Genomic DNA, 13631 nt, shown 5'->3' with positions numbered 1-13631 from the left:
GATTTCTCTAGAGATGTCCCTCAACGTGAGGGGGAACGGTACAAACCTGGCCCTCACCGCGGGAAGGGTGGACGGGATGTCGTTTGACCGGCACCTCGCCGAAATCGCCCGGGAGTTCCCCGATTGGACGATCTGGAGGAGCGACGCCGGCCGGTGGTGGGCCACCCGGCACCACCCGCTCACCGAAGAGGAACGTGACGCGGGATGTGCCATGACGATCGACGCCGATGATCCGGAGGGCCTGCGCGAGAGGCTGCTGGAGCAGCAGGAGTGCATGTCCTCAATCGATCGCGAGACCTGATCGCGGGCCACGCCCGCGACGGGAAAGCGCGGAAACCTCCGACCCGATCGGGGGCGGAGGTTTCCGCCGGGCGCCACGGCCCGGGGCGCGCGAGACGCGGCCCGCTACTGCCGGTGAGCTGGAAGCCCGTCACCGCCGGACTGGTCGGGCACCCGGCTCAGGTGGACGTCGGTCCCCTCGAAAAAACCGCGGATCCGCCCCTTGCCGGGACCATCGTGATCGTTGCCGTGATGCGAGCCGTCGATCGCGTGCGCGTCGCCACGCCCGCCGACCTCGACCGGCTCGCTGGAATCACCCAGCTCGTGGGCGTCCTGCAGCACGTGCACGTGCCCGTCCTCGTCGTCGTCCTTGTGGACGTCGTTCGCCGCGTGCACATCATTCGCGGCATGCACGTCGTTCGCCGCGTGCACGTTCGCCGCGCGGGGGTCGCGGGCGTCGTCCTCGTCATAGGCGTCCGCGTAGCCGCCGACGGCGGGCCGGCCGGCATCGCCCGCGTAGCCGCCGTCGGCGAACCCCTGCGCGTCGCCGGCGTGGTCGGCGTCGGGCACGTCCGGCACGTCGGCGGGGCCGAACGCCGCTCCGTCGCGGCCGAGACGGTCGTCGTCCCCGTCTGAGTCGCCGAGGACGACCCGTACGGACTCCAGCTCCTCGGCGGCGGGCCCGTCGTCGTGGCGCAGGTCGTCGACGGAGCCCACGGTGGGCCGGGGCGGTAGCACGGCGGACTCGTCGATCAGCGCGCCCGCGGTGCCCTCGCGGTGCAGCAGGTCGGTCAGCACGGAGCCCATCTCGTTGAGCCGGCGCATGACCTCAGTGTGGGTGTCGGTGAGGAAAGTCACCCGGCGGCCGGTGTGCTCGTCGAGCGAGTCGGCGCGCTCGCGCGCGGCGGCCAGCGTGTCGGCGGCCTCGGCCCGTGCCGCCTTCAGCGTCGCCTCGGCGTCGGCCTTGGCGGACGCGAGGGTCGCCTCGGCCTGGTTGTTCGCCTCGGACACCAGCCGCTCGGCGTCGTGGCGCGCGGCGGTGAGCGACCGGTCGGCCTCGGCGCGGGCGCTGCGCAGGGTCTCCTCGGACTCGGCACGCGCGGCGCCGAGCGTCTCCTCGGCATCCGAGCCCGCCTGCGCGAGCAGGCGCTCGGCGGCGGTCGTCGCCTCGTCCACGCGGCGCTCGGCCTCGGTCTGGGCGGCCGTGAGGATGCGCTCGGACTCGGCCGCGGCGTCCTCACGCGTCTTGGTGGCGTCGGCGTCGGCGGTCTCGCGCTTGGAGATCGCCTCCTCCTCCGCGAGCTTCAGAATCTGGCTCAGCCGCTGACCGAGCTCGTCGTAGTCCTGAGGGGCCTCGGCCAGGCGGCGGCGGGCCTCTCCGAGCTCGATGCGGCCCTGCTCGGCCTGATCGATGGCCCGCGCCAGCCGTTCCTCGAGATCACGGATCTGGTTGCGCGTTCTGACCATGTGATCGTGGACCTGCCGGCGGCTGTATCCACGCATCACCACCTCGAAGCCGAGGTCCTCGTGCATCATGTCGGGAAAGCTGTCGTGCTGGTTCGTCATGGCTGAGCCCTGGGGGTCTTGAATCGAGTGGGGGTCGTGCTTTGTTGACATCCTCCCCGGCGTGAACGCCGGGGACTCCCCCACGTCGCCGTGGGGTTCTTACTGCTTCTGCTACGCCGCTTGCGCGTCGTAGGTTCCGGGCGGGGCCAGGGTCGGAGTTGCCTCACCTGGTCTTACCTGCCCTCCACAGTCGTTTATGCCGTGTCCAGCCAGCCCGGCGGCCACGGTCGTACCGGTGAGGCGCTGCCCCTCAAGCAGAATGTTGATCGCCGCGGCGATGTCGCGGTCGTGGTGCTCACCGCAGGACCGGCAGTCCCAATCTCGCACATCCAAAGGGAGTTTGCCGACCCCCCACCCGCAGCAGGGGCACAGCTGGGAGGACGGATACCAGCGGTCGATCTTCACCAGGGCACGCCCGTACCGGGCGGCCTTGCCTCCCACCAGGGTGAGGAACGCCCCCCAACTCGCGTCGTTCACGGACTTGGCCAACCGGCCCCGCGCCAGACCCCGCACCGACAGCGCCTCGACATGCACCACTTGGTTCTCGCGGATGATCGAGGTGCTGGTCTGATGCAGGAAATCACGGCGGGCGTCGGCGACCTTGGCATGCTGGCGGGCGACCCGCGCCCGCGCTTTGTCCCGGTTGCTCGATCCCTTCTTCTTGCGTGACAGCGACCGCTGCAGCCGGGCGAGCTTCTTCTCCCTGCGCCGCAACCATTTCGGGTTCGCGATCTTCTCCCCGTTACTGAGGATCGCATAATGGGTGAGCCCCAGATCGATCCCGCTCTCGGTATCGGCCACGGGCAGAACCTGACCGCTGTCGTCGGCCTCGATGACAAACGAGGCGAAATACCGTCCGGCGGCGTCCTTGATGACCGTGACCGAGGAGGGAGCCGCGGGCAGCTCACGTGACCAGCGAACCTCCACCTGCCCGATCTTCGCCAGATACAGGCGGCCCTCGCCGGTCACTGAGAAGGCGTTGGTGGTGAACCTGACTGCCTGCCGGTGGTCGTGGCGGGACTTGAAAACCGGCAAGCCCATCTTCGGGCCCTTACGCTTACCCGACACCGAGTCGAAGAAGTTCTTGTACGCGGTGTTCACATCGCGGACCGACTGCTGCAGCACGACCGAGGACACCTCGCCCAGCCACGCCCGCCCGGGGGTCTTCTTCGCGGCGGTGAGCACCAGACGCTGGATCTCGGCGTCCCCGATGAACCCCAGCCCGGCCCTTCGGGCTGCCTTCCGCGCCGCCACAGCATCGTTCCAGACCACCCGGGCACACCCGAACGTCTTGGCCAGCATCTCCCGCTGAGGCGCGTCAGGGTAGAGCCGGTAGTTGTAACGCAGCTTCACCTCGACCCATCCCCAACCAGACCAGCAGCGACACCCCACCCACTAATCGAACACATTAACATCAGGTCTATGACCCTCGAAGCCGAATATCGACGCGGACGACACGTAGTTTCCGCGATGCATGTTCATCTGGTCTTCGTCACCAAGTACCGGCACAACGTGTTCGACGAAGCGATGCTGCGCCGCTGCGAAGAAATCATGATCGAGGTCTGCGACAGCTTCGAGACCGAACTGCGCGAGTTCAACGGCGAGCACGACCACGTCCACCTGCTCGTCCACTACCCACCCAAAGTCGCGATCTCCAAGCTGGTCAACTCACTGAAGGGCGTGTCCTCGCACTACCTGCGCAAAGAGTTCACCGGACGGGTCAACCATGCCATCATGCACGGCCCCTTCTGGTCGCCGTCCTATTTCGCCGCCTCCTGCGGCGGCGCACCTCTCACGATCATCAAGCAGTACATCGAACACCAGCGTCGCCCCACCTGACATCACAGATCCCCGCCACGCGCTACGGGTTGTTTCGCCTGACGGCGGGCCATCCCCTAAAGGAAGGGGACCGCATCCATCCCCGCCCTGAAGGGACAGGGCCTTCGGCGGCTTCCCGGTAACGACACGTCAGGACACGACTTTCCTGCCATCTGCCCAAGTCCGCAACCCGAACGCCTGACCTCTTCCGGTCGTATGAGTGCCTTCCGGTGGCAAGACCGAGAAACCGGCCGAGGCCCTCATGAGATCATCGATCTCATGAGCGAGCCGACTTTCCCGGGCCCGGCGGCGCCTGTGGCCTCGCCGTACATCGCGGCGCTCGACACGGGTGTGCCGTCCATCCATCCCGAAGCCTACGTGGCGCCCACCGCCGTCGTGGTGGGCCGGGTACGGCTCGCGCGCGCCGCGAACGTCTGGTACGGCGCGGTGCTGCGCGGCGAGGACGAGGCGATCGAGGTGGGCGAGGAGTGCAACATCCAGGATCTGTGCTGCCTGCACGCCGACCCCGGCCTGCCCGCCGTTCTGGAGAGCCGGGTGAGCCTCGGCCACCGCGCCGTGGTGCACGGCGCGCACGTCGAGACCGGCGCGCTGGTGGGCATCGGCGCCGTCGTGCTGAACGGCGCGAGGATCGGCGCGGGCTCGCTGGTCGCGGCCGGATGCGTGGTGACCCCCGGCAAGAAGATCCCCAGCGGGGTGCTGGTCGCGGGGGTTCCCGGCACGGTCGTCCGCGAGCTGACGGACCGCGACCGTGCCACGTTCGCCCGCACGCCGGAAACCTACGTGGCCAAGGCCGCGCGCCACCGCGCCGCCCGGCCGGTGACGTCCGACCCTGGTACGCGCCTGTGACCCGGGAGTACCGGATGTGTGGCGACGTGTCGGATGAGACCGCGTGGCGTGAAGTAACGGATGTGTGGCGGAGGTGAACACCTCGGACTCCGTGATCCGCCCCCAGTAGCATGGCCGCCGTGCAGTGGGACCCTTTCGACGCGATCGAGCGGGATGTCCGCGTCATGATCGCGGACCCGCGCTGGGCCGACGTCCCCGCACACACCCAGGCCCAGGCGATGGCGGCCCGCCTGCTGCTCACCCCCGACGACGGCTGCTGGCTGTTCGGCCGCCACGCCCGCTGGTACCGCCACGACCCGGCCGACGGGCAGTGGCACCTGTCCGCGCCTCCCGCCGACCCCCGCGCCCGCGCTTCCGCGCGTGCTCCGCATCCGGCGCCGCTCATCCCCGAGCATCTCCTGCCCAGGGCCGCCGACCTGGCCTTCGACCGGGGGTCCACCCAGGCCTTCGTCGGCCCTGACGTGCCCCACGAGGTGACCCAGCGGCTACGGGCGCTGCTCGACGCCAACCGGGGGATGAAGCAGGACGCCTCGTTCGTCGTGGGGCCGCTCCGCTCGATGTTCTACGCGGACGTCCCCGCGACGGTTGCCACGATGTGGGGCACCATCATGTGGTGCGCCTACGCCCCGGCGTTCGACGGCAACGAGGTGGTGCTGTCCATGTTCGGGGAGTTCCTCGCGCGACCGCTGCCGGGGGACGACTGGGTGCGGTGGCTGCCCCCGACGCCGCTGGACGCGCTGGTGGCGCTCTACGCCGAGCGGCTGGGCGGCGGGGCCCAGGGCGCGGCGCTGCGCCTCGCCGGGCTGGTGGCCGACACGGCCCGCGTCCTGCTCGCCGATCCCCGGTTCGGCCCCCGCGCCGCCGCCCTGCTGGCGATGGTGGAGCCCCTGCGGGCCCAGCCCTGGCTCGACCACCCGGCCTGGGACGCGGCGACCATCCGGCAGGCCTGGCTCGCGCGCTGCCCGGCGCACCTGGAGGGCGCGGTACTCGCCGAGACCTCGCCGGGTGAGCATTTCCGGCACACGCTGTACGACATGGTGCGGGCGCTGTCGTTCGTGAGCGCCCACGGCGCCGACCCGCGCGCGGTGGCGGCGTCGCTGCTGGCCGCCGACGTCAAGGCCGTGGCGCCGGAGGTCGCGACCCGGCTGTACCCGTGGCTGGACTCCGAGCTGCGGCAGACGTACTACGTGACGCTCTCCGAGCCCCGCCACCCTCTGCGTGGCTGCTGGCCCCGGGCGGGCGAGCCTCCGCCTGCCCTCCGGCCGCCCGGCAGGGGAGCGGCGGCGGCTCTGCTGGGGGCCGGGTACGCGACCGGGCTCGCCTGGTGCCGGCTGACAGGTACGGAGCCTCCCCCGCGCGGCTTCCCCACGTCCGCGGCGACGGCCGACTGCCTGATCCACGAGCGCGATGATCCGCTTCCTGGAGTCCCAGGAACCTCATCCGAATGGATTCGCCACACATGACCTGGGTGCCATGATCTAAACGCTTTAACAGGTTATTTCGTACTTACTTCGCGTATATCATTCCCCGTCCAGCCATCTGGGGATTTGGCTGAATTGTGATCTCGGATCCGGGAAATGGTTCCACAGGGACTCGGGTCGCCCTGACGAATGGTCCCGATGGGCCATGTCGTCGAAAGCCACCCGGTCGTAACCTCGAAGTGGGTGTGGGCTGCGGAAGGAAGGACGACGCGGTGGGGCACGACTACCTGGACTCACGGGTCCATGACCGTGTCGCGTTGGACGAGATCGCGCTCTACGCGGAGGTGCTCAGCGCCGTCGCTGTCAGCGAGCGAGAGCTGACCTTGGATGAGCTCGACAACGCGCTTGGATTGCGGACTCCGGTGAGTCGCTGAAGATGCTCGCGGAACCGGTCCCGGACTCCTCAAGGGTTCGGGACGGTTTTGCGAAAGGATCCATGACCACTCTGCCGGACTAGTCCGGCCAGGCCGGGAAACCCCCGAAACCGCTACGAGCGCACTAGCCTCGCGATGGCCGCGGAGGCCTCCTTGACCTTCTCCTCGGCCTCAGGCCCACCAGCGTTGATGGCATCCGTCACGCAGTGGCCGATATGGTCCTCCAGGAGCCCGAGCGCCACGGCCTGCAAGGCGCGCGTGGCGGCCGACACCTGGGTGAGGATGTCGATGCAGTAGGAATCTTCCTCGACCATGCGTTGGAGCCCGCGGATCTGCCCCTCGATCCGCCGGAGCCTGGTGAGATATGCCTGCTTGTCTCCGCTGTACCCATGCATAATGCCCAGAATACCTCTTCGGGGTATTGGCGATGGGACGCCGCACCTCAGGGCCGGAGGCTGTCCACCAGCGTCTCCCACCGGTTCGCGATGACCGGGGCGGCGTGGCCCGCGGCCGACTCCAGCGCTCCGGCCGCCAGCACCATACGGCGGCGCTCGTCGTCGATCAGGGCCAGCAGCGCCGAGGCGTACGCCTCGATCTCCCCCTCGCTCCGTGGCACCAGCACGCTGTCGCGACCGGGCGTCACGAACTCTCCGGGCCCGCGCGTGCCCTCGAACCCGACCACCGGAACGCCGCACCCGAGCGCCTCGATCACCGTCATGCCCGGCGTCTCGGCGTGCGAGGTGACGGCCACGATCGACGCCTTGGCGAACTCCCCCTGCAGGTCCGGGGTGGTGCCCATGAAGTAGACGTTGTTGTGCAGGTCGAGCCGGCCGACCAGCGCCCGGAGCCGCTTCTCCTCGGGACCGCCGCCGTACAGGCGCAGCCGCCAGTCGGGCCGCTTGTCGGTCACGATCGCGAAGGCCTCGATGAGCCGGTCGAACGCCTTGCCGGGCAGCCACCGGCCGCCCGCCGACACGACGCGGTTGTCCATGCGCGAGCGCGGCCACGGCCCCTGGGGAAGCGCGTCGGGGATGACGTGGACGGGCGGCCCTTCCGCGCCTTCGAGGATCCGGGCGAACTCGTCCTTGGCCGTCTCTGTGGAGGTGACGACCGCGTCCAGCTTGGGATAGAACCTGCGGACCGGCCCGGGGACGGCCGGGCGGCTCCAGTCGCGTGCGATGCGCACGGTCTCGCGTGGAACGTGCCGGGCGGCCTGCACGCTGAGACCCGGGCGCGTGGTCACCAGCACGTCGCAGCGCAGGCCGCGCAGGGTGCGCCAGAGCGCCACCTCCGTGCGCATCTGCCCCCGGGGCAGCAGGTGGCGGACGCCCGGCCGGGCGTCGATGAGCCATCGAAGCGCGATCCGCGGGTCGACCGGGAAGAACGGGGTCTCGCGGACCCTCCTGACGCTGACGATCTCCACCTCGTGCCGGGACACCAGCTCGGTCGCGAGGTTGAGCACGGCCCGGGTGTCGCCCCGCATGCCGTACGCCGAGGGGATCAGGAAGCAGATCTTCATCCGCCCACCTCGAGACGGAGCTCGTCGTCCACGGTGTAGCAGGGGCGTACCGGCACGCCGTCGACCTTGGTGTCGGGGTAGTGCACCCGGCGGCGCTTGCCGTCGACGTCGTCGATGCGCCCTCCCAGGGCCAGCGGCACGTCGATGCCGTCCACCTCCAGTGACGGCTCCCACAGCCCCTCGTACTCGGGCGTGGCCGCGATGACGTCGCACAGGGACAGCGCGGCGTGGAACCGCACCCCCTTCACGGTCGCGGCGGCCGTGACCGCCGTCTCCGGCCCGGCCGCGCGGCGCAGGGCGAGGCGGGCGGTGTGGTGGGCGTCGTCGTCCTCGAATCCGGTGTAGGCCAGCAGCCCGGTGACCTCGAAACGGCCCTCGCGGAACCACACCGCGCGGACGTCGGCCACGGGCTCGGCCTGGGTGATCTTGACGGCGAGGTAGCCGTTGAGCGTGCGATAGGCGCGGTAGGCGAGCGTGCGCCTGCTCAGCGCGTAGGCGTCCAGCCGGTCGAGGGAGAAGCCCGGATCGACGGACTGGATGCGGGTGCGGGTGCGCTCCTCGGCGGGCGGCTCGTGCTGCAGGTAGGCGTCCCAGCGGCCCGGACTCAGCCCGAGCGGCGCCAGCGACACCGCGACGGAGGCCTCGCGCACCTCCGCCCCCGAGGTGCCGAGCATGACCTTGGTCTCGACGCCGGTGCCCCGCTGCCGCAGGATGAGCTGCGCGCCGTCCGCCAGCGGCACCTCGATGGCAAGGCGAAGCGAGAGGACATCGGCCATGGTGACCTCGGCATCGGTTACGACAACGCGCACCGGCGCTCCCTCCCCGTCGATCGAGCCCCGCGACGTTGAGGTTACCGTGACTTTCCCGATATGTGGAGAAAGGTTTTCGGTCCCCGTCTTTCGCCCGTTGGACGGGGCCGTCCCAGCCGCTCCACAGGCGGAGACGTTCCTCCGGCCACGTACGCGGACGGGCGTGCCGACGATCTTCGTACGGTCGCCGGCACGCCCGTCCGCCACGGGTGTCAGGCCTTCACGGGCTGGCCCTTCACCGAGGTGATGAGGAGCTGTGCCACGTCCACGACCTCCAGCGACTCCTTCGCCTGGCCGCTGTTCTTCTTCTCGTTGATCGCGTCCCCGAGCATGACCAGGCAGAACGGGCAGGCGGTGGAGACGGTGTCGGGATCGGTGGTCAGCGCCTCGTCCACGCGTTCGGTGTTGATGCGCTTGCCGATGCGCTCTTCCATCCACATGCGCGCGCCACCGGCGCCGCAGCAGAAGCCGCGGTCCTTGCAGCGGTGCATCTCCTGGGTCTGGACCCCGGGCACCTTCGCCATGATGTCGCGCGGCTGGGCGTACACCTTGTTGTGGCGGCCGAGGAAGCACGGGTCGTGGTAGGTGATCTTCTCCTCGATCGGCGTGATCGGGGTGAGCTTGCCCTCCTCGACCAGATGGGCCAGCAGCTGGGTGTGGTGTACCACCTCGAACATGCCGCCGAGCTGGGGATACTCGTTGGCGAGGGTGTTGAAGCAGTGCGGGCAGGTGGCCACGATCTTCTTGATCCCGGCCTCCTTCAGCGTCTCGATGTTCTGCTGGGCGAGCATGTTGAACAGGAACTCCATGCCCAGGCGGCGCGCCGGGTCACCGGTGCACGCCTCCATCGGGCCGAGCACCCCGAACTTCACGCCGGCGATGTGGAGCAGCTCGGCGACGGCCTTGGTGGTCTTCTTGGCGCGGTCCTCGAGAGCGCCGGCGCAGCCGACCCAGAAGAGGTATTCGAGGTCGTCGGGGGCCTTCTCGTCGATGACCAGGACCTCGATCGGGTCGACCGGCCGGGAGGCCAGCTCCTCGATCCACTCGGCCCGCTTCATCTCGGACACGCCCCACGGGTTGCCCTTGTTCTCGAGGTTCTTGAGCATGACGCCCGCCTCGGACGGGAAGTTCGACTCGATCATGACCTGGTAGCGGCGCATGTCCATGATGTGGTCGATGTGCTCGATGTCCACCGGGCACTGCTCGACGCACGCGCCGCAGTTGGTGCAGGACCACAACACGTCGGGGTGGATCACGCCGTCCTCGCCGACCAGCGGCTTGCCCGCCAGGGCCAGGACGTCCTCGGGAAGGTTCGCCCGCTCCTCCTCGCTCGCGAGCAGGTACGGCGCGATCGCGAAGGCGTGGTCGCGCTGGTCGAGGATGAGCATCTTGGGCGACAGCGGCTTGTCGGTGTTCCAGGCCGGGCACTGCGACTGGCACCGGCCGCACTCCGTGCAGGTGTAGAAGTCGAGGAAGCCCTTCCAGGTCGTGTCCTCGATCTTGCCCCGCCCGAAGACGTCGGTGTCGGGGTCCGCCTCCTCGAAGTCGAGCACCTTGCCGTTGCTGCGCATCTCGGGCACGGCGCCGAGGCCGTCGGGGCGGCGCGAGAACATGACGTTCAGCGGGGCCGTGAAGATGTGCAGGTGCTTGGAATTCACCACGATCACGAGGAACACCAGCATGACCCCGATGTGCAGGAGCAGGCCGACCTTCTCGAGCACCTCGTTGGCGGTGTGGCCGAGGGGGCGGAGTAGCGCGGCGGCGGCCTCGGACCCGAAGGCGCCGGCGCGGTAGGGGAAGTTGCCCGTGTTGATCGCCGCGCCGCGGAACAGGAACAGCGACCAGATCACGTTGAAGATCATGAACAGGATCAGCCAAGCGCCGCCCAGGTGGGAACCCGCGAACCGGGAGGCGCGGCCCCGCTTCTTCGGCGAGTTCGCGATGCGGATGGCCGCGAAACCCGCGAGACCGAGAACGCAGGCGATCGCGATGAAGTCCTGGAGGAACCCGAGGAGGGGCCAGGTGCCGACGAGAGGGAGGTGGAAGTCCGGCTTGCCGGTGATCGCCCCCTGGATCAGCGCCCCGTACGCCTCCAGGTAGACCGTCGCCAGGATCACAAAGGCCCAGAACACCACGAAGTGGGCGACGCCCGAGGGAGTCCACTTCAGCAGCTTCTTCTGGGCGAACACCTCGACGAGCTGCGCCTTGAGCTCGGCGCCGATGTTGTCCTTGGCGTATTGCACCCGTTCGGGGGCAGGTTGGCCGCTTGTGGCGAGGCTGTGGAGCCAGAGCACGCGGCGACCTGCGAGCACGACTGCCACAGCGGTCATCACAAGTCCGATGATCGCTACAAGGAGCACGGGTCCTCCAAACTACGGCGTTGGCTGCCCAGCGTAGACACACCGGTCATCCACGATGACGGCGAGACCACTCCGAATGGTACCCGCCGGTAACTTAAAGGCGGACCTGGGATGGCCGTGATTGGCCGGACCGATGCTAGAACAATGCTCTGGGAAAAGCTCGCCCGGACCAGTCAGCCACCGAGATAACGCTGGATCGTGGGGGCCAGGATCTCCACCAGCTCATCGATCTCGACCGATGCCAGCGGCTCCAGGCGCACCACATACCGCATCAGGACCACGCCGAACATCTGGGCGAACGCCACCTGCATGCGGACCGCCGGGATGCCCAGCCCCTCGACCACTCGGTTCAGCACGGCCATGGTGAGGAACTCGCGGATCATCGACACGATCTGCTCGTTGGTCATCGCGCTGCGCATCAGGGCGATGATCGGCTCGCGCGCCTGCGGATCGGCCGTCATCGTCAGCAGGAACCTGACCAGACGCTCGCCGATCTCCTCGCGCGGCCCCTGGAGTATCAGGGGGATCACCTCAGCGGGATTGACCGGCAGCCGCAGCGCCGCGACGAAGATGCCCTCCTTGGTGTCGAAGTAGTGGTGGACCAGGGCCGGGTCGACCCCGGCCTCGCGGGCGATGCCCCTGATGGTCGCCTTGTCGAAGCCCTTCGCTGCGAAGATCTTGCGGGCCGCGGTGACGATCTCACCTCGCGTGTCCGCCGACCCCGGCCGCCGCCCCGGACGCCGTCTCTCGGTCGTCACCCCTCCGCCTTCCACGCCCTCATCGCCCGCGCTCACGCGCCCGTCTTCGGTGTAGGCCTCGGCGACGCGGTTGAACACCTCGTGGCTCATGTCGTCGATCGGATCATGTGCTCGACGACGCGGCGAAGTGCAGGCGGGCGAAGGCCAGGCCCTCGGCCAGGTCGTCGATGCGCTCGGTGCGCCCGGCGGCCTTGCGGGTGTTGATCTCCAGCACGATGAGGCCGCCGTACCCCTGGGTGGCCAGCCGTTCGAGGATGCGGGCGCAGGGCTGGCCTCCCCTGCCAGGCACCAGGTGCTCGTCCTTGTTGGTGGTGCCGATGCCGTCGGCCAGGTGCAGGTGCGCGAGCCGGTCACCGAGCTTCTCGGCCATTTCGAGCGCGTCGGAGCCCGAGACGGCCGTGTGCGACAGGTCGAGCGTGACCTGCGGGAAATCCTGGTCGACCGGATCCCACCCCGGCGCGTACGGCACCACCTCGGCGCCGCGGGCCCGCAGGGGGAACATGTTCTCCACCGCGAAGGTCACATCGGTCTCGTCGCGCATGCGGGCGAGCCCGGTCTCGAAGTCACGGGCGTAGTCGCGCTGCCAGCGGAAGGGCGGGTGGACCACGACGGTGCGCGCGCCGAGCCGCTCGGCCGCCTTCTGCGCCTTGACCAGCTTGGCCCAGGGGTCGCGGCCCCACACGCGCTGGGTGACGAGGAGGCAGGGGGCGTGCACGGCCAGCACCGGCAGCTGGTAATGGTCGGAGAGCCGCTCGAGCACGTCGATGTCCTGGCTCACCGGATCGGCGCCGACCATGACCTCGACGCCGTCGTAGCCGAGGCGCGCGGCCAGCTCGAAGGCGTCCGGAGTGCGCTCCGGATACACCGACGCGGTGGACAATGCGATCTTGGCGTTCGGGACTCGGATGACGTCGGTCACATCTGCCAGCCTAAGCCGGGTCACGGCCAGGTGGCGCTCCGCAACCCGGATGCAATCAAGATCACAATTGAACGCCCCGCATTCGGGCTGGTCTAGCGTGTTCTCATGGCGCGGATCGTGGACGGGGCCATCCCCAGTCCGAACATCTGGAACTCCCCTCGAACTTACGAGCTCGAGAACCGCGCCGTCGATCCCGAGGGCGTCGTGGACGCGGCGATGTCCGCCATCCGCCCGTGGACCGGGGGCGTCGTTCTGGACATCGGCTGCGGCACCGGCTTCCACCTGCCCGCCTTCGCCGCCACGGCGAGCAAGGTCGTCGGCGTCGAGCCGCATTCGGGCCTCGCCACGCTCGCCGGGGAGCGCTGCCGCGGGCTGCCCCGCGTCTCGGTCCACACGGCCACCGCCCAGGCGCTGCCGGTCCCCGACGCCTCCGTGGACGTCGCGGTGGCCCGGTGGGCGTACTTCTTCGGCCCCGGGTGCGAGCCCGGCCTGCGCGAGCTGTCCAGGGTCGTACGGCGGGGCGGGGCCGCATTCGTCGTCGACCTCGACGCCACCAGGGGCGCGTTCGGCGGCTGGTTCAGCCGCACGGTGCCGTCCTACTCCGCGGCGGCCGTGGAGGCCTTCTGGTCGCGCCACGGATGGCAGCGCCAGGAGCTCGACCTGCGGATGGCCTTCTCGTCCAGGGCCGACCTGGAGGCGGTGCTGCGCATCGAGTTCGCCCCCGCCGTGGCCGAGGAGGCGATCGCCGCGACCCCGGGCCTCGATCTCGACTACCCCAACGTGCTGCGCTGGCGCCACTTCTGACCTTCGCGGATCTCCCGGGACGCATCGGCTTGACCTTGACGTTGACGTCAACGATTAGCGTGAGTGCGTAACAGGGA

The 13631-nt window shown here is 69.3% G+C and carries 14 protein-coding genes; 6 read left to right on the top strand and 8 right to left on the bottom strand.

The features are described from left to right. Window positions 1-13: 13 nt before the first annotated feature. On the top strand, window positions 14-301 hold the full coding sequence (locus tag AB0O34_RS12210; protein ID WP_363915383.1) for a hypothetical protein: 288 nt from the start codon (window positions 14-16) through the stop codon (window positions 299-301). 104 nt (window positions 302-405) lie between these two features. On the opposite strand, the gene AB0O34_RS12205 is transcribed toward AB0O34_RS12210, so the two are convergent. Both AB0O34_RS12205 and AB0O34_RS12200 read right to left on the bottom strand, forming a co-directional pair. Continuing rightward, window positions 406-1845, bottom strand: coding sequence for a hypothetical protein (locus AB0O34_RS12205; RefSeq protein WP_363915382.1), 1440 nt, complete (start codon window positions 1843-1845; stop codon window positions 406-408). Between the two features lie 111 nt (window positions 1846-1956). Then, complete coding sequence (locus AB0O34_RS12200; protein WP_363915381.1) at window positions 1957-3198, bottom strand: RNA-guided endonuclease TnpB family protein; 1242 nt, start codon at window positions 3196-3198, stop codon at window positions 1957-1959. Window positions 3199-3267: 69 nt separating this feature from the next. On the opposite strand from AB0O34_RS12200, the gene tnpA reads away from it, so the two are divergent. From tnpA to AB0O34_RS12180, 4 genes are all read left to right on the top strand, one after another. Further along, complete coding sequence (gene tnpA / locus AB0O34_RS12195; RefSeq protein WP_363915380.1) at window positions 3268-3684, top strand: IS200/IS605 family transposase; 417 nt, start codon at window positions 3268-3270, stop codon at window positions 3682-3684. Window positions 3685-3942: 258 nt separating this feature from the next. Next, window positions 3943-4530: a gamma carbonic anhydrase family protein gene (locus AB0O34_RS12190; protein WP_363915379.1), complete on the top strand. Its 588-nt coding sequence runs from the start codon at window positions 3943-3945 to the stop codon at window positions 4528-4530. A gap of 110 nt (window positions 4531-4640) precedes the next feature. After that, the gene (locus tag AB0O34_RS12185) at window positions 4641-5993 is read left to right on the top strand and encodes a hypothetical protein (protein ID WP_363915378.1); all 1353 of its coding nucleotides are present in this window, start codon (window positions 4641-4643) and stop codon (window positions 5991-5993) included. 230 nt (window positions 5994-6223) lie between these two features. Continuing rightward, window positions 6224-6385 (top strand): hypothetical protein, encoded by a 162-nt coding sequence (locus tag AB0O34_RS12180; RefSeq protein ID WP_363915377.1) that lies wholly within the window; start codon window positions 6224-6226, stop codon window positions 6383-6385. 113 nt (window positions 6386-6498) lie between these two features. Here the strand turns inward: AB0O34_RS12180 and AB0O34_RS12175 are convergent, their stop codons facing one another. From AB0O34_RS12175 to AB0O34_RS12150, 6 genes are all read right to left on the bottom strand, one after another. Beyond that, window positions 6499-6780, bottom strand: coding sequence for a metal-sensitive transcriptional regulator (locus tag AB0O34_RS12175; protein ID WP_262844753.1), 282 nt, complete (start codon window positions 6778-6780; stop codon window positions 6499-6501). A gap of 47 nt (window positions 6781-6827) precedes the next feature. After that, window positions 6828-7904: a glycosyltransferase gene (locus tag AB0O34_RS12170; protein ID WP_363915375.1), complete on the bottom strand. Its 1077-nt coding sequence runs from the start codon at window positions 7902-7904 to the stop codon at window positions 6828-6830. After that, window positions 7901-8713 (bottom strand): hypothetical protein, encoded by an 813-nt coding sequence (locus tag AB0O34_RS12165; protein WP_363915374.1) that lies wholly within the window; start codon window positions 8711-8713, stop codon window positions 7901-7903. Before AB0O34_RS12165 ends, AB0O34_RS12170 begins: the two co-directional genes overlap by 4 nt. A gap of 212 nt (window positions 8714-8925) precedes the next feature. Beyond that, the gene (locus AB0O34_RS12160) at window positions 8926-11043 is read right to left on the bottom strand and encodes a (Fe-S)-binding protein (RefSeq protein ID WP_363915373.1); all 2118 of its coding nucleotides are present in this window, start codon (window positions 11041-11043) and stop codon (window positions 8926-8928) included. 203 nt (window positions 11044-11246) lie between these two features. Further along, the gene (locus tag AB0O34_RS12155; protein WP_363915372.1) at window positions 11247-11921 is read right to left on the bottom strand and encodes a TetR family transcriptional regulator; all 675 of its coding nucleotides are present in this window, start codon (window positions 11919-11921) and stop codon (window positions 11247-11249) included. A 13-nt stretch (window positions 11922-11934) separates the two neighbouring features. Beyond that, window positions 11935-12750, bottom strand: a complete 816-nt coding sequence (locus AB0O34_RS12150; protein WP_363915371.1) for a sugar phosphate isomerase/epimerase — start codon at window positions 12748-12750, stop codon at window positions 11935-11937. Window positions 12751-12855: 105 nt separating this feature from the next. Here AB0O34_RS12150 and AB0O34_RS12145 point away from each other — a divergent pair, with 105 nt between their 5' ends. Further along, a complete protein-coding gene (locus tag AB0O34_RS12145) occupies window positions 12856-13554 on the top strand; it encodes a class I SAM-dependent methyltransferase (RefSeq protein ID WP_363915370.1) in 699 nt (232 codons plus the stop codon). The last annotated feature ends 77 nt before the right edge of the window (window positions 13555-13631 follow it).

The sequence above is a fragment of the Sphaerisporangium sp. NPDC088356 genome, from assembly GCF_040685555.1.
In the GTDB taxonomy this organism is placed as follows: Bacteria; Actinomycetota; Actinomycetes; order Streptosporangiales; family Streptosporangiaceae; genus Sphaerisporangium.
Note: the sequence above shows the minus strand (reverse complement) of the source record. Positions and strands in the feature narration are given on the sequence as shown.